A 21664-nucleotide genomic window follows, 5' to 3' on the forward strand; every position below is an offset into this window, starting at 1 on the left:
TTAAACGAAATGAGAAAAGATTTTTTCGATTTCCTAAAACTACCCCCGTCCCCTGAAGGGGTGATCAAAAAGTCCCCTTTAGGGGATTTAGGCCTGCCTACCGATCAGGCAGGGGTGATTTTGATGAATTTCCTTAGAAGGTAAAATCTTTTCTCGGACACCAATATTTTTTAATCAAATAAATACATGGTACTCTTATCCGCTTTCATCCTATTTGCAGGTTTTTATATCCTATACCGCACATCAAAGCGGGTAGAATTCAAACCTTCTAAAGCGCAAAGATGGGTTTATAACAATACAAAACTAACCAGGTCAGTTGGCTTGGTTTTATTGCTTGTTTCCTTTTGCCTGCTGAGTACTCATTATGGAATTGGAGCCGGAATTTTCATGGCTATGATTGTACTGATGACCATTGCCAGTTTAGTAATAATCATTTCACCATTGCGAAGAGGTAACCAACAATAATTTTTGTGAATTCACCATATAATTTTTACCAGTAAAATGCCCGCCAACAAAAAACACCTCACCCAATCCGGATGGATTAGATTTTCAAAAATCACTGCTGGTTTCCTTGGTGGTTTTTTTGTTACCATTTCATTTCACCTAGTATTTACCATCTGGTTTGATCAGGCAAGTGTGTTGATTACTTCTGCATATTCAGGATTTATTTTGTGGGCTGTATTGATGATACTGGCATTTTTGATTAAAAAAGCCTGGAAGGTTTGGGGCATTTATATGGGATTGATATTGGTGTTTAGTGTGGTAATATATTTTGGAAAAATGAATCCGATATTTTGATGGGAAAACGTATTTACAATATTCTGTTTCATTTACATACAGTCAGTGGCATTGTGATCAGTGCTGCTCTTTATGTGATTTTTTTTGCAGGTTCTTTTTCTTTCTTTAGAGATGAAATTGTCAATTGGGAACGTGACCATACTGTGCAACATCCTGGTGAAATCAGTTTAGACCTGGATGCTACTATTGATTCTTTAAAGTTGACACATGACCTGTACGGCCGTGAAATCAGCATTGCTCAGGTATATAATGAGCGAAGGGTCAATGTAAATGTAGGTGCCTCGGCAGATTCACTTGCCAGCGAAGAAGCCAAAAAACCAGAATTCTTTTATTTAGATACCAAATCGTTTGACCGACAGGAATATTACAGTTCTTACACACTGGGAGAGTTTCTATACCGTCTTCATTTTTTCGCTCAAATCCCCTACCCGGCTGGTTACTATCTGTCCGGATTTGTGGCTTTCTTCTTTCTGTTTGCCCTAATCACCGGCCTCATTGTCCATTGGGATAAAATCATCAAGAATTTTTATTTGTTTCGCCCCTGGGAAAAGCTAAAAACAGTATGGACGGATGCACATACTACCCTTGGACTCATAGGTTTTCCATTTCAGCTTGTATATGCCGTAACCGGTGCTTTTTTTATGTTGAACCTGCTGCTGGTAGCACCAAGCGTTTATGTGCTTTATGACGGTGATAGCGACAAGCTCTACGATGAGCTTGGTTTCAAACACCCTGCTTTTCCTTTGCAATATGAAAAACTGGAAAAAGAGGTTAGCATCAATAAATTTATTTCCCAGACTAAAACCCGGTGGAAGTCTCTCAATGTATCCCATGTGATCATTCACAATTATGGAGATAAAAACATGCATGTAACCGTAGAAGGCCGGGCAGATCATTCCGAAAAATTTTTAGGAGTTGGTGAGGTTTCATACCATGCAGAAACGGGCGACATTGTGAACCTAAAGGATGAGATCAACGAGAGTTCTTATCTGGAAGGTACTAAACTGGCCCTGTATCAGTTGCATTTTGCAGACTATGGAGGCCTGTGGATAAGAATAGTCAGTTTTGTTCTGGGGCTTGTATCCTGCTTTGTCATTCTTTCAGGGGTATTGATATGGCTGGTAGCCAGGGATCGGAAAGATGTACCGGAAAAGCAAAAACGATTTAACCAACGGGTAGCCTGGATTTACCTGGCTATATGCCTGAGTATGTATCCTGTTACAGCATTTGCATTTATCGTTGTGAAAATGTTTGGAATCGTAGGATCAGCTAATATGTATTCACTCTATTTTATTACCTGGCTGCTGGTTACAGTATTTTTTGTGGTTAAGAAAAGCAACAGTTTTACCAACAGATATTCCCTGATATCAGGAAGCATTCTTGGTTTTCTGGTTCCTGTTGCTAATGGTATAAAAACCAGCAACTGGCCATGGATAACTTTTGTAAACCAGCAATATGATATATTATTAGTCGATTTGCTATGGATCGGCTTGTCGTCCTGCACATTGTATGCGGTTTATTGTATGAGTAGCTACAAGCAGACGAAGGTTGCTGCATGACCTAAAGCCTAACCATTATTGCTGGAAAACAGGTTCTGGTCGTCATTACGAGAAGCCTTTGTGAAGTATGGTGGCAATCATTTAGCAATTACACGACCTCCAAATCCTTTTTAGAATTCATCATGCTGGCATTGCGGTAATGTTTATTCGCTTCTACAGATAGCTTGTAAGGTTTGTTAAAGGCACCTTGGCTTACTTTGAATCTGTCGGATAAAATACGAATGATGTTTTTAGAAAGCCCTTTTTTGTAATTCAAGATATCCGAAAGATGCCCCTTAGATACCTGAAGTAATTCGACTAAATCCTTTTGTTTTAAACCATTATTTTCCATCAATGATTTGAGCAATTGTATAGGGTCAATATCATTGAGCTGTGAATGCTCTTCATCGTACCTTTCAATAAGTAAGGTTATGGTATCAATTATGTCCAACAAGTCATTGGATGGATGTGCTTTATATTTTGAAGTCATTTTTTCCAAATCATTACAATAAGTCATGTATTGTTCATCCGTTCGAATAATGGTATATGTCTTCATGTTATTTATTTTTAGCTAAAATCGTCAATTGTATATTGTAAACTTTGATTGCATAATTTTGTGTATTCAGCATGTGTACCTATCCATTTAACATATAAATGTACCATAGTAGGCCCAAACCAGCATGAACAAATTAAGCGATAATTATTACCCCCGATATTGAATATAACTCGATCATTATCAATGATATCTACTGAACCAAATGTTTGCTTGATATCGTTAATCACCGCCCAATCAGCACTTTTGATGCTCGTTTTAAACTTTTCAATAGAAGGTTTTGCACGAGCATGCCTCTCGACAAACAGTTCTATGGATTTCCATTTTATCAGGTGGACTTTCATTCAACGCTAAGTTAACTCAAAAAGTTCGCTTAATGCGAATATAGTGTTATTAGTTGATTAAAAGAAAGTTGCTCCCATAATGGTCTCTGCTAGCTGATCTAGCTTGGAAAGAAGGAGTATTTGATACCAATTATATTGCATTGTGAAAATATTTAGCTCCAAACTATTTCTCCATTTCTAACCCAAAAGTGGCTTTTACAATCTTTTATTCGCCTAATCGACGGATAAATACTTATCTTTTTATCTGACCCGATTTTGTAAGACCATCTTGGTGAGGCATCAGGCAGTGAATTCAATTGTATGTCCGTTTGACAGTCACAAGGACATTTCAAACCAATTGCCCAGTCATCGATCAAATAAATAGTTCTCTCTTGAAGAATATCTGGAAAATCGTCTACTTTCCTTATTCGGTATAAACTTTTCCCAAATACAAACCGCCATATTTTCTTAAATAACCGCTTCATGGCTGAAATTGGGCATATTTAAAAGTGGATTCATGATTCCCCTACCTATATATTTTAACAAGTATGTATCTATTGGGTCATTTGACTTTTGATTTATAAAGTAAAAATCTGTTAGGCTAAATCTGATTATATCAAACTCTTCAATATCATCTACTTTAATGGGATGTATTCGCGAGAGGAATTCATTTACTGCTAAACTTGCTGCCTGCATATTTATACTAATAACCGCAGGAGCTTCGACATCCACATCCACTATATAGCCGGACCTTTTCTGCTCTTCGAATTCTGCCTTATCGACTCTTAAAAGGTTGGCAGATCTTAATTCCTCATGTGTATATACACCCCTAGTTTGTAGAGAAGATTCACCTGGCAGCAGGAAATGAGTAGTACCACAAATTTGATCCAACCCTCCTTTCTTATCACTTATTATTTTAACTCCAATATCCAAATATGGAATTAAATAGAAGCTTGAAATACAATTGAGCAGATGTCTCCCGTCAATACTATCCATACATCCAAAAAGAAAGTCGCAATTTGACAGAGTTTCAATGGCAATTAAATCCTCATAAAGATTAGACTTAAAAGTTGTCACCATAGTATTAAATCCCATTTTATCAATAGCCTGTTTTATTACATCTACCTTATAAGCCTGATTTTCGGCATCTACTTGCTTAGTATTAATGATTCGATTCAAATTTTTTTGCTCTACTTTATCGGGATCTACTAAGACTAATCTTCCTACCCCTAATCTTGCCAACTGCTCAATTACAGGACTTCCTGTTCCTGAGCAACCAACCACACCAATTTGCATTTGACCTAGTAGCTTCTGAGTACCCTTTCCGAGAGTCTGGATATTACGAAGATTTGCTTCCAAATTGGACACTACCAAATTTTTGTCAGCATCCGTGATTCCGAGCATCTTACCAACAACACTAAATCGATTTATTTTTTCAAAATTGAAGTTTTCCGTAACAACTCTGCCAAAAAAATTATCATCTGGCAATAGCACTAAACTCCCGTGTAGATCATTGCTATCGAACCAGCCATAAATGCTTTCAAAAAACTCCAAATCGGATTCATCGTCTAATTCTGAAAACTGACTATAACCTCCAGGATGACTGTGAATCTTGAATACAGCCAGATTCTTTCTCACCAACATTGGCAGTTCATCTAATATTAGACTCGTTGGCCAACGAATAAAATCTGGCTTTCTCTCACACTGTTCATGTGGAATATTAATAATCTTATGCACCAAAAAAGTGGTTCCATTATTTGTCCTACCACAAATAGCTATTGATATAGCCTCCTTGTGATCACCTGGGTATAAATGCTCTTTTAAGCAAACAAAGTCCTTTTCAAGTATTTTAAATTGATAATTCATCTGATTTGAAATTCTCTTTCCATCCAATAATCAACTTGCATTAAATGAGTTTCAAGATTATCTACTCCTGGTCTCCAAGGGTTTTGACCTGTTCTATGTCGAGACCAACGCTGGTATGTTTTACCATCCAGTGATTGATTTGCCAATGCTCCGATTGGTTTCCCATCTATTCTTGAAATTGAAGGAAAAAAATAGACCATATCAATTTGTGAGTTGGGATAACCCTGATCTATCCGTAATGCCGCTGTAGTTGAGTCTATATTATACCCATCCTTTACAGGATATTCATGAATTAGCAACCATCTATGTGGGCCTTCAATAATAGTCTCCCACTTCAAATTAGCGGCTGTCAAATAATCCAAGTCCTCTTCCGGTAATGCAAATTGTCGTCTCATTGTCAACCTTCCGTTTGATCTAATGGAAGAGTCATAAATCTTTCAATTCCAGGTGTGGTTAAATCAACTTTTTCGTCATATTCGATTTTTTTTACCGAACCCCGGAATTTTTGGTTGAGCTGAAAGCGATTGTAAGGATTCTTACCCGCTAATGTCAGGATTTCTTTTCCTGTAAGGCACTCTTGGTCTGTTTCAAAATGAGCACGATCCACTTTAAACTTATAGATCATGTTCTTAGGAATCGGTTTTCCTGCTTTAGCATATTCTTCAATGTCAATTACGTCTTTCATTTGATTAAAATTTTGCGTTCAGAATAAATACGAGACACAATGACAACTATTGATTTTTCGACTTTTGTCATCGGGTGTCGTATATATATGGATGATTCGAAGAATCTCTGGTTAACTCAAAATAATTTTAGTTCCTATGTTAGTAAGTACGAAGACCTCTGACTATGATCTACTTGAAATGATCTCAGATAAAGATGAACCATTTGCTAGGGAAGCATTTGTCATGTTTTATAATAGATATTCAAGTTTTTTATATAACACATGTGTGGGATTCTGTAAGTCTCATGATGACCCTGAATCAGATGCCAAAGATTTAGTTCAAGAAGTGATCATAAAGCTTCTTAATGGTTCGTGGAAATTTAAACGGTTAAAGGATATCAAGCCAGATGAGGTTGTTATTCACGTTAGGAAATGGTTATATAGAATAGTAAAAAACACATTCAATGATCTTTATCTAAAAAAACCAGCAAGCAAACAGGAGCTAATCCGGATAAATGAAGAAAATCAAGATATTCTCGCATGGGAAATCCATCAAAACAGCAATCGAAATAATGACCAGATTTCTGAATTAAATAAGCAGCGTTACGCTTTCATCATGAATGCCATAATTGGCCTCAAAATGAATGAAAAGCAAAGAGAGGTATTAAAAGCTTATGTTGATTCGGGTTGGCATGATGAAAATATCAATTGGAATTTACCTGATTTCCGCATGGAAGAACTGACGAGTAAATACAGTCTTAAAAGAAATTCTATCATTAAAATCAAAGACCGGCTGGTAGAAAAAATAAAAAACGGAACGAAAAACGACCCAACGAACAATTAAAACAAAACAGAGATGGCAGACATGAAAAGCACCAACAAATTATGTAAAACTTTTGAGCAAGAATTATCTCAAGCACTTAGGTATTACGGATTTGATATGCCTGAATCTGAAGAAGAAATTGACAAATATGTCAGAACATTTGGTAACACTAAAATTGAACTACCAAACTCTATTTCAGATGCAGAAATGCTATTTGATAAATTGTCGGAAGAACGAACCACTAGCTCCGATAGTTTTTCAGCAATGGCCGCACAGGGCGAGGAAGGAGACACACTATCCGATGATGTCTTGGAGGACATAAAAAAGGATATAAAATCCGGTAAGAGAGTAAACAGAGGCGAAAATGGAAATATCAAATCAGGAAATTGATGATATAGCAGAAAAGATTATTAAGAAATATTCTAAGCAATTTCCTGTCGATCCGATTGAAATTGCCCAGAGTGTTGGTATTGAGATAATTGAAGGCTCAAGAGATTACCCTTTTAAAGGATTGATTAGGCGTCAAGATGGTATTTTTTATATCATCTTGAATATGCATATTTTGGAAAATGTCAATTACTCCATGTGTAGATACACTATAAGTCATGAACTTGGACATTATTTTATTCGGCATCACAGAAATAAATTAAAAAAAGGAGAATCAATTGCTTTTACTGGAAAAGACTCAGCAAACCCCAAAAAGAAAATGCTGGAAGATCAAGCTCAGCAATTTGCAGCCTCTCTTCTAATGCCTAAATCTCAATTCATTAAATATTTTACACAAATAGAAGAAACGGGCTTCCTATCCATAATTCGACTCAAAGAGCACTTTAATGTATCTATAACCAGTGCAACTATCAGGTTCACTCATTTAAATTTGGAACCAGCAATAAGTATTTTGTGGAAAGACTCAGAGATAATCAATAAAGGCATTTCTGACAGTTTTCGGGAAATTCTTAATTTGGATGATGTTAAAATAAAGCTCAATCTGGACAGACCCAAGTTTGAAGAGGAAGAAGTTTCTAATTCCAAAACAGGAATTCGTTTTTACACATCAATAACGCCACTCTCCTCTTGGGTACATAATGTAGATAAGAATTGGTCGAATAGTTTTTTTGTGATTGAAGAAACTTTTTATTGTAAACATTGGAATTTAACTTTACTGAGGCCGATGAATATCTCTAAATAACCGCATCGTCTTCAATATTTGTTTTGCTAACAATTTTCACCTTTCAGCTTGACTCCATAAGCTCCCCATTCTCCATTTGAGACATATATTCCAAGATTGAGAATTCAAATTGTCTAAAAACAATTTTTGGCAGTGTTTGAGCATCTGGAACACAATTTGTATATTAAGAATGCAGTTACCTGAAGTTAAAGTCAAACAGGTCTTAACCTCTAAAATTTTATCAACAATGAAAAAAAGGAATCAAAATATTTCGTTACTGGCAATTGCCATCGTAGTAACAATGGCAATTGGGTTTACCGGATGTAAATCCAAAAAGAATGTGGCAGCTATCACTACCGAACAGGAGTCTGATCCTGTAATTGAAGACACAGAAATGGATAAACCGGATGAGGAAACAGAAACAATAAAGGAAACCCCGGTGAAAACAGCTACCAAGCAAGAGCAGCTATCCAATTATTTCAAGGCTATTGCCACTGCCCCATCCACTGCTTCAGCGAATGCCAGCATTCAGGAAGCCCTGACCATGTTCGGCACATCGGAAGCTCCGATACTTATAGTCATTTACAGGGCTGGCAGCAAACCGGACTATGACGAACCAACGACAATTGTTAAATACCTAAACTACCTGAAAGACACCAAAAACAACAAAGCCCAGGTAGAGGAAATTGTCTATGATACCAATGGCAAAATCAAAGAATTGGTATTGAAAAAATAATTGTTCACAGCTAAATCATAAGAAAATGAAACTCATAAAATATATAGTATTATCGTTGGGTCTATTGTTGGCCATCAATACATTCGCACAAAACAATGTAGATCCGGGAAGAAAGCAGGCCATAGATTCACTGGCTTTGGAAAAGGTAAAAGACCTCAGCAAGTACATCAGCATTATCGGCAATAAAAACACCCAGTTTTCGGAGGCCAAGCGGGTAATGGACAGAGCAGAAGAGTTGTTTACTACGGACAGTGAAATGGGCGTATCCACCCTCAGCAGCGACAAAGTGAATTACTACAAAGTGCGGGAGTATTTTGAGCGATTGATGGCTTTGAACTATGACAAGGTCAATATCAAATGGTATGACATTCACTATGTAAGCGATCTGGAACAGCAGCCTGATGGCACTTATGTAGGTGTTATCACGATTTATCAAAGATTTGAGGGTACGACTAAAGATAGCAGCCTGACTTATAAAGACACCACCAAGAAGGACATTACCATTTATGTAAAGAAAAAAGAAACACAAATTGCCGGCAGAATCATCGAGTTTTGGGATGTGTTATTAGGTGACATCCGGGTAACAGAAACTTCTGCATGAGAATCATCTTATTTTTCTTGATAACCATTTTGTCAATTGTCGAATCGGTGGGTCAGGTCAGGCTCACCGATGAGATGAAGGAAACCGAAGAACAACTGCGTGCATCCACCAAGCAGATCAATCAGTTTTTTCGCAGATTTAATGGCGAAGAAGATCAGAATGGCAAAAGGTATTATGCAACAGATAAAAACTACCGTACGGCTTCATTGAGAAGAAAATATGTACCTGTGCTCTTTGATACCCAAACAAGCCAGATAGATCCCAACGTGGCAGAAGATTTTGTCAGGTTTATTACTGACAAAAAGTCTCCGAAATTTCTGGATTTTCATAAAGACGATTGGTTTGCCGAAGTAAGCACCACTTTTACTTATAAAGGTAAAGAAATCCACGGGCTGCTTTATATGAAATTGCAACAGCAGGGACAGGGTTATGAGTGGATCATAGAGGACGTGGCTTTTGATCAATTTCAAAAATGGTTTGACAAGGACACTACTGAGACGAAAAAGTTCATGCATCCCATGAGTCATGAGCTTGATTTTATGACTTTAAGAAAAGCCTTTCTTGAAAACAACCATGCCGAACAATTTACAGCCAGAGATTACAAGCCTGACTTTCTTACAATCTTTCTCTATGAAATGAATCAGGGAAACATGAAATTTGTATCGGTAAATAATGTAAGGTTCCACTTTTTTTCTATTGATGGCTATTACTTTTCCTTATACAATTTCAACCGACCGGGATACAATTCAGGCTGGTTGATTTCCGGCCTTGTGCCGTTAGCAAATGAGGATCAAAAGCAACAAATGAAGGATTACATCTATGACAAAAATTAATATTCTCCAATCTGTATTTTCCCTGATTCTGTTGTTCTTTGCTTTTGCGGGCCATGCTCAAACTGAGCCTGACACAGCCCGATACTATGATGAAGTGAGAAGCCTGGTGAGTTTTTATGAATACATGCTCAATTCTGTCGGATCTGCCAAAAGCTCCACCAGAGACAAGGAGGTAATCATTACGGAGAGTTATAAAAAAATATTCAGTAACGCTGAAGTGCAAATTGAAGATGACCTTATTCTTGACAGAAAAGTAATTACCAATAAAGATGTATCCGCTTATCTCCGTGATGTTGACTTCTTTTTTAAGGACATTCAATTCCATTTTGAAAACATTGAAATTAAAAAAATGGAAAATGGTGATAAGTCTTTCTATTTTCTGGTATCATTTGAAAATTCGGTAAACGGTACCACCATCGATGATGAAAATCATTCAAGCATTAAAAAACGATTTATTGAAATCAATCTGAATGAAGATACCAGCGATTTGAAGATTGCGAGTGTTTACAGCACAAAGGTGAGCAGAGAAAAGGAACTGCAACTTTGGTGGGAAACCCTGTCCTACGCCTGGATCACGGAGTTTAAAAAATATGTACCATTTGACAGTATTTCTAATCCGATACTACTCAAAATTGCTTCTATAGACAGCCTGAACTTATCAGGTAACCAGTTTATTCTTGATTTGGAACCACTGACTGCACTAAGAGAGCTTAAATCGTTGAATATCAGTCATACTAAGATTAGTGAAATCAGCCCTTTGCGTTATGCAAAAAACCTTCGGAAACTAATAGCAGCAGGCACTCCTATTGAAGACATCACATCACTTCAGTATTTTGAAAAACTGACTCATTTGAATTTGTCACAAACAGAACTTTTAGACATATCCATTCTTGAGCGGCTGAAGAAATTGACTTCTCTTGATTTGTCAAATACTTCAATTTTCACTTTCGAATCACTCCAGAATTTGAGTAGTTTGGAAGAGATCAATCTATCCGGAACTGCATTTTCAGACCCTACCCTCCTATTGGCGAATACGTCCTTGAAAACAGTCAATCTGTCAAGGACATCCATTAGTCAACTAAATGCCTTCAAAACGCTACAGTCAGTTACCCAACTGGATATTTCCGAAACAGGAGTCACAACTCTCAAAGGCCTGGAAAATCATCCGAAACTTGAGATATTGACCATCAACAGAACATCGATTGGTAATTTGGATCCGTTGTTAAATACCCCCAATCTGAAAAAAGTTTTTTCCGATTTGACCGGAATCACCGAACAAATGGCCTCTGCCTTTATGGCAAAAAAAAGCCGTACTATAGTGGTGACCAACAGCGAGCAAATAATGGATTGGTGGAAAACATTATCTGCCAATTGGAAAATTCTTTTTAGCGACATTATGCAGGAGGAAAATCCTGAAAAAGAAGACATTGTAAAGTTGATGAACCTTGACTCGCTTGACATCTCCGAAAAAAATCTATTTGAGATAGATCCTCTGAAGAAATTCCAGCGACTGAGATACCTTGACGTAAGCAAAAACCTGTTTACCAGTTTTGAATTCACAGAAAAAATGGTGGATTTGGAAGTACTAAAAGGTACTGACCTGCCTGTTGAAAGCACAAATGGATTGGAGAAAAATCCGAAACTTAGACTGCTGGTTCTCAACAGAAGCCTGTTAAAGGATATTCAATCTTTAGCCTATCTGAATAAACTGGAAACATTAAATGTTGATGAGACCAAAGTGACTGAGGATCAGGTTGTAAAATACCTGAAATCAAACCCTAAAACTGTTGTCATTTATCAATCAGAAATGTTAAACGATTGGTGGAAAAACCTTGCTAAAGAATGGAGGTACGCCTTCAACATCAACAATCCTGACACTTACCATTTGCATCAATTGATCGAACAAAAGGAAGTCTCCATTTCCAATCCATCAATTTCCTCTCTTACTCCCTTAAACCTGTTTATTAATCTTGAAAAAGTTACCCTCAATAAGGTAAAAGTATCCAGCCTGAATGAATTGTACAGCAAACACCCAGGCCTTCGGCAACTAAGCTATACCAATGGCCCACTGCAAGCTTTAGAAGGTATCGGGCAATTGAGTCAATTAGAATCACTGAACATATCCAACACAGCCATAGATGACCTGAGAGAGTTGGATCAACTGCATGCATTGAGGCACCTTAACTGTGCCGGAACAGGCATTAAAAACCTAAAAGGTATATCTGAGCTTTATGATCTTGAAAGTATAAACGTAAGCAATACACACATTAGAAAATTAGAAAGACTATACAAAATCAGGGATCTTAGAATATTGACTTGCAACAACACCAGATTGAAAGAAAAGTCTGTTGAAGAATTCAAAGTGCTATTTCCGGAGTGTGAAGTTACTTTTTATTGATTAGTCTGGAATTAGCACATCGAGCAAATTCTCATTTTTTTCATCATAAAAGAGCATAGGAGCCATTAGTTTTTTGATAGCTCCATTGAGGTTGGTGAAGTTGGACTGAGGCAGATGAACCGGGATTTTATACAACCTGTCATCCTTTTTATCAAATGGGCAAGCAACCTTTGATTGGTACAGGTAAGGAATGAGAGAGGTGCTACAATGCAAGCCAATACGATCTACAACATACTCCTCAAACAACTCTCCCAAAGTAGTATTTATATTTTCAAAGAAGTCAATAGTAGAAGCCAGACGAACCCTAGATCCTGCTCTTGATTTACCTTTTTTATTCAAATACTTCACCTGACTAAATCCCTGCTTTTTGCGGGTCATGTAAGAAGAAAAAGTGGTATGGTAAATATTATTCTTGCCTTTCATCACACATATCGCAGCACTTCCGGATTCAATACTAAGGTACAAGACTAGTGCCTCATCATTTGTAACTGTCAGACTTTCATCCAATGACAAGTGCAGTGGCAAACGTATATAGCCTAATGTGTTTTGTTCTCCATCTTCAATCACTACAACATGCTTTTTGAAGTTGTAGTGATGATTTGGGAAATGCTTCTTCACTTCTGAAAAGAGTAAACCTAAGGGCACGTCAAACAGATTTGCTTTTTTCTCAGCCATCTTAATTGATTCTCGACTTTAATCTTCCGTAACCTTGCTTCCCCACCAATTATTCTTGGGATCAAAATCAGTACTTAGGTATCTCAACCGCTCTGCTTCTTTTGCAGGAAGAGTTTTGGTAATCAGGTGTTGTCTTCTTTTTTCAGCCAGCTCTACATTGTATTCAGTATCTTCCGAAGGATAGTTCGCATTCATTTCTTTCAACCAATTGAGCAATTGTGCCCGCATGTCGCTTACTCTTTTTGGTTGTGAGGCAGCAAGATCATTTCGTTCGTTGATGTCCTCTGATGTATTGTACAACTCATCATTGTCATTTTCCCAATAATGTATCAACTTCCAGTCTCCTTTTCTAATAATAGAAGAAGGATTTCCTCCCTGATTGCCATAGTGTGGGTAATGCCAATATAAAGGCCTTTCTTCGATGCTCTCACCTTTTAACAAAGGTACCAGGCTTACACCATCTATATGGTTTTGTGGACGTAGTTTAGCTCCTGCCAAATCTAAAATAGTCGGGTACAAATCTGTAGCTATCACGGGTACATCATTTTTCATTCCTGCATTGTTTAGCCAGGGCACTTTTACAAAAAATGGCTCTCGGATACCTCCTTCCCATTGGTATCCTTTGCCTCCGCGTAAGGGTAAATTTGATGTGGAGAATGAATCACCGGAAGCTACTCCCCCATTATCTGACGTAAAGATCACAATGGTGTTTTCTGCCAGTCCCAATTCATCCAGTGCTTTAGTAACGATACCAATGGCATCATCCATAGACTCTACCAAACCTGCATAAACGGGATTATCCTGCTTCGTTCTGATAGGTATTACACGCTCCATTTCAAAGCCCTTTTCTGCTATTCCTAATTTCTCTGCCTTATCCCTGTACTTACTCCATTTTTCCTCGGTAGTTTGTATTGGGCCATGTACTGCATAAAATGAAAGAAAGGCAAAAAAACTGGAATCTTTATGCTGGGTAATAAACTCCACTGTTTCTTTGGCCAGTCGTTCGGAGAGATTTTCTCCCAATTCATGATCTTCTAATTTGGGGTTTTTGAAAGGTGCAAAATATCCTCCCGGAGGGCTTCCTTTTTCATGACCCCCTTTATTTATATCAAAACCATGATCTTCAGGATAAGACCCCACATCGCCTAAATGCCATTTTCCTGCGAAAAAAGTTTTGTAACCTTCTTCTTTTAACGCCTCAGGTAGGGTAACATAGTCAAGTGCAAGACCATGATTGTATTCAGCAGGCAATAATTTATCTTGTCTGTTGTGTTTGCGCCATTCCTCTCCGGATTTTGCTCCTATCCAATCGGTGATTCCATGTCTGGCAGTAAACATACCCGTCATGATACTGGCCCGGGATGGACTACACACCCTGCAAGCTGCATATCCTTGTGTGAAAATGGTTCCTTCATTGGCAATACGATCCAGATTGGGCGTTTCATAGTATTCACTTCCCATAACACCAAGATCTGTATATCCAAAATCATCGGCTAAAATAAAAACCACATTTGGCTTTCGTTTTGCCGTTTCTTTTTTTTGATTATTGCAACCTGCGAAAAAAATCATGAATAAAAAGCAAAGCGCACTATAATGTGAAATTTTCATATTGTAAAAAGACTTGATTTTATAAAAAATATTTAGCCAATAGTTCCCCTACGAAATAGGCCAGAAATGCTGCTACTCCACCCAGAAACACTGTTTGAAATACACTTTTCAACTTATTAGTACGGGTAACACTTCCTCTCATATAACCTACGATCATTAGGGCAATTCCGGTACCCATGCATGAAATTGGAAACAAAGAAGATGGATCAAACTCAATAAATGTGGCTGTCACATATATCAATAGTGGAATTACCCCAATTAAATTAAAAGACAAAAATGTAGCAAAAGCAGTTTTGAAAGGTGCTCTATTGTCTTTGGTCATTTCCAATTCTTCTTTCATCATGGTGTCCACCCACACATCATCATTGGAAGTGATCACTTCTACTACCTGATCGAGCAATTTTCCTTTAAATCCCTTCTTTTCATAAATCTCACGAATTTCTTCAATCTCTTTCTCACGAAGGTTCTTTATTTCCCAATATTCAATTTTGACATGTTTGTTGTAATTGTCTCGCTCGGATTTGACAGCAAAATAATTGCCCACTGACATGGAAAATCCATCGGCAATCAAATTGGCAAAACCAAAGATCAAAACCCAATGAATGGCCGCTTCAGCCCCGGCAGCTCCTGCTACTACAGCAAAAGTGGTAATGGCTCCATCTATGCCCCCATAGACGAATTCACTGATGTAGGCTTTATCAAAAAAACAGTAATTTCCTCCTTCATGAAGGTTGTCTTCATTCATATTCGTAAATATAAACTAATCTCAACCACAATTTCTACTGATATATTAGCTGACTACAGAATAATCCTCAAGCAATCTTTGGGTGAGGCTTTTGAACCTAAGAAAGTGTAAGACAGCACCAACCGATAAGCCAGTAAGCAATCCAAGCCATATGCCTTGAGCACCCATATCCATTTTAATACCAAGTATATATCCCATGGGGATGGAGATTATCCAGAAAGCCAAAAGGGTGACATAGGTTGGTATTTTTACATCAGACAGTCCCCGAAGTACACCAAGCCCCACAGCCTGCACGCCATCAGATACCTGAAAAAATGCTGCGATTACCAATAAACTGGCTGTGAATGTGATTACTTCATGATCCTTTATATATAGGGATGGCAAAAAGCCCTTTGCTGAAATAAACATAATGGCACATGCTCCCATAAATACAGCAGCCATTATAAAACAAGTAAATCCGGCTCTCCTTAAAGTGGAAATATCCTTTTCACCTAATTGATTGCCAATACGAATAGTGGCAGCTGCTGCTATACCTGTGGACATCATGTAAGTGATAGCCGACAAATTCAGTGCAATCTGGTGGGCAGCAAGGGGTATTGCTCCTGTCCAACCAATCATGATGGCGGCAGCACTGAATGCCCCTACTTCAAAGATGTATTGCAATCCGGATGGTAACCCAATTCTGAGTATATCTCTAAACCTACTCGTGTTTATTTTAATGTATTTGAAATGGTCTTGGTATTGTGCAAATCTCTTGTGGAACATGACATAAGCCCCCATGGCTATAGCCATCAACACCCTAGAAATCAAAGTAGCATATCCGGCACCCAACAGTCCCATCGGTTCAAATCCCAATTTTCCAAATATCAAGACATAATTCAACCCGACATTTAGAATATTGCCAGAAACTGAAATGTACATCGCTTGTTTGGTAAACGACAATCCTTCTGTAAACTGTCGGTAGCTTTGAAAAACCATCAAAGGAACAATCGTAAAGGCCATAATGTGTAAATACGGAATGGCTCCCACAAGTACTTCCGGATCCTGCCCTAGAAACTGCAACGATAGTGCTCCTCCAAAAGTCACTAACATCAACAACAGTCCCACAATGAAATTTAAGATTCCTCCATGCTTCAAAATGGATGCACTTTTTTCCTTATCGTTTTCTCCATCTGCCTGCGCTACCAATGGAGTCATCCCATAAGAAACGCCTATACCAAAAAGCATGACGACACTAAAAATGCTGAGTGCTAAAGAGACAGACGCCAATGGTACAGCACCCAATCTTCCCACCATCACACTGTCGGAAACACTCACCAATATATGTCCCATCTGACTCATCATGACTGGAAATGCCAAGGTGAAATTTTTATGAAAATGTTCTTTGTACGTCATTTAAAGAGTAATAGATTAATCGGAATTCAACAAAAGTTGAACTTTGAGCAGTCCCGCAATGCTAAGGCTGTCTGTTATTTCGCCATTCATCACCATCCGTACGGCTTCAGTAAATGGAAGTTTCCTGATTTCTAAAACTTCAGTTTCCTCAAATTCAGTTTCCTCTTGTGTTAGACCCTTTGCCAGAAATATATACCCTTCTTCGTCAGTGACAGAATTGGAGGTATGGATGCGCATTATGTTTTCCCATTTTGTAGCTACAAGACCTGTCTCTTCTTTCAATTCTCTTTTAGCAGAGTCTAAAACATCATCACCTAAAGGGCCACCTCCCATGGGAATTTCCCATGAATATTCATCGAGAGTGTATCGGTATTGTCCTACCAACCAAGTATTTCCTTCTTCATCCATCGGTATGATACCTATGGCTTTGTTTTTAAAGTGAACTTTACCATAAATCCCAGGGTTGCCTGATGGATTGATTACTTGGTGTTCTGAAACATTGATCCAAGCATTGTCATACTGTTCTTTTTCAGATAATTTTTTCCAAGGATTTTGTGTCATAACTTCTATAAAAGAAAATGAATTGGCTTCTCTGGTCATGTGACCAAAGAAGCCAATTCACTTAAGGTGATACTGTTTTGTTGAATATTGAGCGTCAAAAACGCAGTACCAAAATTAATCTTTTTGTTTGAAGTACTAGTGCTTTTTTATGGTCACTTTGGCCAATGCCGCTGACTTAGATAATTTTCCTGAATCGTACTCAGAAAGAACGGATTGTTTGACCGATACATCTATGCTTTCTGGCATGTCACATCCTTTGCATTCGGTTAGTTTTACTTGGAAAAGCACAGTCTCATTGGGATTGAGGCTTTTAATCGTCCTACCATAGTCAAGAATATTTCCTTTCAACTCCTGTTCAAATTTGGGGTATAATTCTTCAACCTTTTTATTACGCTCTTCAAAGGACAAGTCGTACATTTTTTGTGTTGGCATAGAGTATTTACCATTGTGCTCCTTGGAAGAGTACATTTTCATATTGTAAATGACTCCAAAGTTTCCAAGTTTCTCATAGTCGATACCTTTGGAGATATAGTAGGTCTCAGCTAAATCATGCTCATAGACGCGTTCTAAAATGGTAGAAAAAAGCTCTAAATCTTTGAACAAACCTTTTGTGTCATCTGATGTAGCTATTTTAATTTTATTAATGAGCTGCTCTCTGGATATTTTCTCCTTTTTATAGTCCTCCAAATCTCCTTTCGTAACCTCTGCTGTTAGTTTTCCATTGTAATAAGATCTCCCAAATTGTCGTCTACCGCCTGTACCTGAAGTGACCATTATCATCTGATCTGATTTTAACTGTCCGATCAAACTGGCATAGTCAACCAGAAAATCAATCATCAACTGTCTAAAATTGGCACTATCAATTTTGCCTACATTCGTGGAATTACCTCTTAATGTAATGGTGCGATTTATAGGATGATCTCTGATCACATGCACTTCTACATCTTCATCAATATCTAGATCTTCTAATTCTTCAGGTTCTTCAGGTTCTTCATCCTCTTCATGATCCCTTCTTCCGTCCTTTCTATTATTCCGTCTTGCTTCTCTTTCAGCTTCTTTTGCCATGGCTTGTGCTTCTTTAGCCATCTCTCGGGCTTCACGGTGCACTTCTTCCAATTCCTTTTGTTCCTCCATTATCATTTTCTGATTCTCAGCCGTTCTTCTTTGATTTTCTCTGGCCATTCTCTCAGCATCTCTGGCTATGATAATTGCTTTTTGCTGGATGTTTTTGGTGTCAACTACGAATGAATCATTCATATTGAAGTCAAAATCAAAATTTTTCACAAATGAACCTTCTTCACCCCAATGCTCAAATACACGATATGGGCTGGCAGATCCTGAAACATTAAAGATCACGCCGTAATCGGCTACATACATGCCACTTGGTTCTGATACCAAATCATAGATGACATCTTTGTCTTGTTTCATCATCGACATCAGAATATCTTCAGCAATCTCAATGTCTTTATTCATTTTTTTCTGATCTATGCCTTGTGCTAAAGCAGCATAACCTGAAAGTCCTATCAAAGTGACAATTGCCACTAGTTTCTTTAATTTTTTCATCATTTATTTATTTTGAGTATTTACCATGTCTATCAAATTCGCTAACACCACTTCCGTCTCATATTGCTTCAAGTCATTGGTACTTTTATATTCAAGTAGCCCGGTTTTAATTACCTCTAAGTCATTCTTTCTCTGAGTATTATAAAATTTAGTAAAGTCGGTCATTACAGTGTTTAGGTATTCTTGTTGCTGCTCTGATGAGACTTTAAAATAATCCGCAATCATTTGTTGATTGTCTTTAGTAGATGACTGAATGTACCGCTTCATCAGAGTCATAGACTCCTCTGTATTGGCCGTGAGATAAGCTGCTATGGAAGACATGTTTTCCTGTTTTGAGGCCTCAATATCAGATGACAGCTTGGACTCTAAGGCTGTTAGTTTTTTGTCTTGATTCTGATTGTATTCGGCCAAAACCTCTTGCATAATATCTCTCACCTCTTCTTTACTTACCCCAGCGGATTGATCCGTATTTCTGAAACCCAACATTATTCCGCTTGAGTTTTTCGATACATGAAATCCTGTGACATAAGCAGAAATCAAAAGAAGTAATAAACCTGCTGCGATGGACGACACCCACTTAAAGACATCTGTATGAAAAAATGTCAGGTCTTTTTTTTCTTCATTTCCGAAAACGAAAGTAGGAACATCCACTTCCTTGTCTTCTAACTTCCCCATAAACCCCATCACTTGAGAAATCTCTTCAATTTCCCGTTTCAATTTTTCATCTTTTGAAATGGCTTCTTGCATTTTCTGCATCTCTTCTACCGACAAATTGCCATAGAGGTAATCCATTATGTTCGATTCATCAACTTTAAATTCCATAATTGACAGACTCTTTATACACTCTTTCTTTTTCTATTATTTTTTTTAAATTCGAAAATCCATAGTACAATCTGGATTTTACTGTGTTTTCAGAAATCCCTATAATTTCTGCAATTTCCCTAAACTTCAATCCTTCGTATTCCTTCATGATCAAAACCTCCTTTTGTTCTTCATTCAGCTTTTCTATTGAGTTGAGCACCAATTCAGAAATCTGATTTTGCATGTACAGCGTATCAGGCTCTGAATTCTCAGTATCAGGTATATTCATTATCACATAATCCTGTTTGTCATTATTGGCTATTACCAATTTTGATCTGGTATTTGCCTTTCTTTCTTCATCCCTACAGAAATTCAAGACTATTTTGTACAGCCATGGTTTGAACTTTTCAATCTCTTGAAGGTTTGGAAGACTCTTGAAGAGGCTTATAAATGTCCTTTGAGCTGCTTCAGTTGCTAGGTCATGGTCGTTGAAGTATTTATAGGAAAAATTATAAATACGTTTGTACCATAAACTTACCAGCTTGTTAAAAGCCCGCTTATCCCCTGCTTGGGCATCTCTAATTATCTTTTCAGAATGATTCATTGCTATGTCCAGCAAGGTAGCCGAATTCATTTTTTTTTATTTGTAGGTTTCGACTTACATTTTTAAACTTTCTAGAAATTCTTCGTTGTATCCCACTACTACGTTTTCAATTACTCCAAATTCATCAATTAAAAAAAAAGTAGGGTAACCAAATACTCCATACAATTCACTAAACTCTTTTGCGTCCGCAATTACCTGAAATGGGACATTGATTTTATTGATATAATCAACGACATCTACTCTCTTATCTATATTAAGATATACACCATTGATTTTGTTTGAGAGTCGGTAATCCTTCTGATTAAAGTGTTTTAGTGCCAATTTGCAAAACCCACAATTGATGGCTGAAAAATTCAGTAAGACTTTCTGCCCCTTGTAATCATCAATATTGAATATGGTGTTTTTTATGTTTTGGCTGGTAAAACCAGGTGCATTCTCCCCTATTTTTAAAAGAGGCTTGGCATTTACCTGTCCAAATGGTATTGACTTATAATTGGCAGGAAATTCATAAACGAGTTTCTCGATTGTGTTGTGAAAATTGTAATCTGAATATTGGTGTATCACCTTCTGACTGAGTTGTCCATTGAAATAATTTCTTCTTTCGAATCTATCAATAAGTTTAGAAATCTCATTCACAAATATATGACGCTCAGTATGTATTTTATTTCCATCAATAAGCGTATCTGTCTCCGTTTGACTAAAATTTAATTGTTTTTCTTGGGATACGAGCGTATCCTGGACAAATCTCCATGTCTGCTTCAAAAGTGTTAATGGAGAATACTTAATTGAATTTTCATTCAAATTTGTACCAGACTCAGTAGTGAACCTAACAATACTATCTTTATGGTTGACAGTTTTATAATTTCCATCAATATAAACTTCATCGAACTCTTTAGATCTAGCCAAGAAATCATAATCAATTTTATTTTCCTTACTTTTATGATAATCGAAATAAAATGAGAAGCTGTCAATTTTTCCAACTGGATTTGGATAGAGAGCTAATTGATGATAGTTGAATCGAGTACTGTTTAGTATCTTATCTTTAGCTTCATTTAGTATGTTTTGAGGATTTTGAGAACAAGAAGTAATTAAAAATATGAGGCTAAAATATAAAAGATTGTTTATTTTCATTTTATGAGGTTTAGTTGGCAAAAAATTCAACGAACTATCAATAACAAGTAGTAAAAATCCAGTTCACATTTTGATTATTTTATTTCCTAATACACAATAGATGCATGGGCTGAATAAAAAGTTCTACTTATTTCAAAAAAAAATTACTGACATCCGACTAAATTCTATTTTTCACAAAAAGGTCTTGTAGAAGTTGAATTAAGGATCTTTTCCTAGGTTCTCATAAACACCCCCACTTGTAGGATCGAACATGTTGAGTTGTACTATCTGTAGGTTTCTG

Annotated in this window: 25 protein-coding genes; 10 read left to right on the forward strand and 15 right to left on the reverse strand. The window is 37.2% G+C overall.

Annotation, left to right across the window (positions count from 1 at the left end):
* Positions 1-186: 186 nt before the first annotated feature.
* The 3 genes from AAOP42_RS05285 to AAOP42_RS05295 are packed head-to-tail and all read left to right on the forward strand — an operon-like array spanning position 187 to position 2357.
* Positions 187-465: a hypothetical protein gene (locus AAOP42_RS05285; protein ID WP_349527420.1), complete on the forward strand. Its 279-nt coding sequence runs from the start codon at positions 187-189 to the stop codon at positions 463-465.
* Between the two features lie 36 nt (positions 466-501).
* Positions 502-798, forward strand: coding sequence for a hypothetical protein (locus tag AAOP42_RS05290; RefSeq protein ID WP_349527421.1), 297 nt, complete (start codon positions 502-504; stop codon positions 796-798).
* Complete coding sequence (locus tag AAOP42_RS05295; RefSeq protein WP_349527422.1) at positions 798-2357, forward strand: PepSY-associated TM helix domain-containing protein; 1560 nt, start codon at positions 798-800, stop codon at positions 2355-2357. Before AAOP42_RS05290 ends, AAOP42_RS05295 begins: the two co-directional genes overlap by 1 nt.
* Positions 2358-2445: 88 nt before the next feature.
* On the opposite strand, the gene AAOP42_RS05300 is transcribed toward AAOP42_RS05295, so the two are convergent.
* The 6 genes from AAOP42_RS05300 to AAOP42_RS05320 form a co-directional block, all read right to left on the reverse strand.
* Complete coding sequence (locus tag AAOP42_RS05300) at positions 2446-2892, reverse strand: helix-turn-helix domain-containing protein (protein ID WP_349527423.1); 447 nt, start codon at positions 2890-2892, stop codon at positions 2446-2448.
* A gap of 11 nt (positions 2893-2903) precedes the next feature.
* Positions 2904-3233 (reverse strand): type II toxin-antitoxin system HigB family toxin, encoded by a 330-nt coding sequence (locus tag AAOP42_RS05305; RefSeq protein WP_349527424.1) that lies wholly within the window; start codon positions 3231-3233, stop codon positions 2904-2906.
* A 152-nt stretch (positions 3234-3385) separates the two neighbouring features.
* On the reverse strand, positions 3386-3697 hold the full coding sequence (locus tag AAOP42_RS23760; protein WP_502947648.1) for a ubiquitination-like system serine protease family protein: 312 nt from the start codon (positions 3695-3697) through the stop codon (positions 3386-3388).
* On the reverse strand, positions 3681-5078 hold the full coding sequence (locus AAOP42_RS05310) for a HesA/MoeB/ThiF family protein (RefSeq protein ID WP_349527425.1): 1398 nt from the start codon (positions 5076-5078) through the stop codon (positions 3681-3683). Before AAOP42_RS05310 ends, AAOP42_RS23760 begins: the two co-directional genes overlap by 17 nt.
* The gene (locus AAOP42_RS05315) at positions 5075-5473 is read right to left on the reverse strand and encodes an E2/UBC family protein (RefSeq protein ID WP_349527426.1); all 399 of its coding nucleotides are present in this window, start codon (positions 5471-5473) and stop codon (positions 5075-5077) included. Before AAOP42_RS05315 ends, AAOP42_RS05310 begins: the two co-directional genes overlap by 4 nt.
* 2 nt (positions 5474-5475) lie before the next feature.
* Positions 5476-5763, reverse strand: a complete 288-nt coding sequence (locus AAOP42_RS05320) for a multiubiquitin domain-containing protein (RefSeq protein ID WP_349527427.1) — start codon at positions 5761-5763, stop codon at positions 5476-5478.
* A 136-nt stretch (positions 5764-5899) separates the two neighbouring features.
* Between AAOP42_RS05320 and AAOP42_RS05325 the strand changes: the two genes are divergently transcribed.
* The 7 genes from AAOP42_RS05325 (at position 5900) to AAOP42_RS05355 (ending at position 12301) form a co-directional block, all read left to right on the forward strand.
* A complete protein-coding gene (locus AAOP42_RS05325) occupies positions 5900-6586 on the forward strand; it encodes an RNA polymerase sigma factor (RefSeq protein WP_349527428.1) in 687 nt (228 codons plus the stop codon).
* A gap of 12 nt (positions 6587-6598) precedes the next feature.
* Positions 6599-6955: a hypothetical protein gene (locus AAOP42_RS05330; protein ID WP_349527429.1), complete on the forward strand. Its 357-nt coding sequence runs from the start codon at positions 6599-6601 to the stop codon at positions 6953-6955.
* Positions 6930-7754 carry an ImmA/IrrE family metallo-endopeptidase gene (locus tag AAOP42_RS05335; protein WP_349527430.1) on the forward strand — a complete coding sequence of 275 codons (825 nt, stop codon included), beginning with the start codon at positions 6930-6932 and terminating at the stop codon, positions 7752-7754. Before AAOP42_RS05330 ends, AAOP42_RS05335 begins: the two co-directional genes overlap by 26 nt.
* Before the next feature lie 226 nt (positions 7755-7980).
* The gene (locus AAOP42_RS05340; protein ID WP_349527431.1) at positions 7981-8469 is read left to right on the forward strand and encodes a nucleoid-structuring protein H-NS; all 489 of its coding nucleotides are present in this window, start codon (positions 7981-7983) and stop codon (positions 8467-8469) included.
* 25 nt (positions 8470-8494) lie between these two features.
* Positions 8495-9070, forward strand: a complete 576-nt coding sequence (locus AAOP42_RS05345; protein WP_349527432.1) for a hypothetical protein — start codon at positions 8495-8497, stop codon at positions 9068-9070.
* Entirely contained in the window at positions 9067-9903 is an 837-nt protein-coding gene (locus AAOP42_RS05350; RefSeq protein ID WP_349527433.1) for a hypothetical protein, read from the forward strand. Before AAOP42_RS05345 ends, AAOP42_RS05350 begins: the two co-directional genes overlap by 4 nt.
* Positions 9890-12301, forward strand: coding sequence for a leucine-rich repeat domain-containing protein (locus AAOP42_RS05355; RefSeq protein ID WP_349527434.1), 2412 nt, complete (start codon positions 9890-9892; stop codon positions 12299-12301). Before AAOP42_RS05350 ends, AAOP42_RS05355 begins: the two co-directional genes overlap by 14 nt.
* Here AAOP42_RS05355 and AAOP42_RS05360 read toward each other — a convergent pair whose 3' ends face one another.
* From AAOP42_RS05360 to AAOP42_RS05400, 9 genes are all read right to left on the reverse strand, one after another.
* A complete protein-coding gene (locus AAOP42_RS05360; RefSeq protein WP_349527435.1) occupies positions 12302-12976 on the reverse strand; it encodes a VLRF1 family release factor in 675 nt (224 codons plus the stop codon).
* Between the two features lie 18 nt (positions 12977-12994).
* A complete protein-coding gene (locus tag AAOP42_RS05365; protein ID WP_349527436.1) occupies positions 12995-14545 on the reverse strand; it encodes a sulfatase in 1551 nt (516 codons plus the stop codon).
* Positions 14546-14603: 58 nt separating this feature from the next.
* Positions 14604-15329, reverse strand: a complete 726-nt coding sequence (locus AAOP42_RS05370) for a VIT1/CCC1 transporter family protein (protein ID WP_349527437.1) — start codon at positions 15327-15329, stop codon at positions 14604-14606.
* A gap of 45 nt (positions 15330-15374) precedes the next feature.
* On the reverse strand, positions 15375-16724 hold the full coding sequence (locus tag AAOP42_RS05375) for an MATE family efflux transporter (protein ID WP_349527438.1): 1350 nt from the start codon (positions 16722-16724) through the stop codon (positions 15375-15377).
* Positions 16725-16739: 15 nt separating this feature from the next.
* Complete coding sequence (locus AAOP42_RS05380; protein ID WP_349527443.1) at positions 16740-17285, reverse strand: NUDIX domain-containing protein; 546 nt, start codon at positions 17283-17285, stop codon at positions 16740-16742.
* A 135-nt stretch (positions 17286-17420) separates the two neighbouring features.
* Positions 17421-18851: a cell envelope integrity TolA family protein gene (locus AAOP42_RS05385; protein WP_349527439.1), complete on the reverse strand. Its 1431-nt coding sequence runs from the start codon at positions 18849-18851 to the stop codon at positions 17421-17423.
* On the reverse strand, positions 18852-19670 hold the full coding sequence (locus AAOP42_RS05390; protein ID WP_349527440.1) for a hypothetical protein: 819 nt from the start codon (positions 19668-19670) through the stop codon (positions 18852-18854).
* On the reverse strand, positions 19660-20283 hold the full coding sequence (locus AAOP42_RS05395) for an RNA polymerase sigma factor (RefSeq protein WP_349527441.1): 624 nt from the start codon (positions 20281-20283) through the stop codon (positions 19660-19662). Before AAOP42_RS05395 ends, AAOP42_RS05390 begins: the two co-directional genes overlap by 11 nt.
* 24 nt (positions 20284-20307) lie before the next feature.
* On the reverse strand, positions 20308-21384 hold the full coding sequence (locus AAOP42_RS05400; protein ID WP_349527442.1) for a TlpA family protein disulfide reductase: 1077 nt from the start codon (positions 21382-21384) through the stop codon (positions 20308-20310).
* Positions 21385-21664 lie beyond the last annotated feature (280 nt).

This window comes from Reichenbachiella sp. MALMAid0571, from assembly GCF_040151475.1.
Classification (GTDB): domain Bacteria; phylum Bacteroidota; class Bacteroidia; order Cytophagales; family Cyclobacteriaceae; genus CAXBNB01.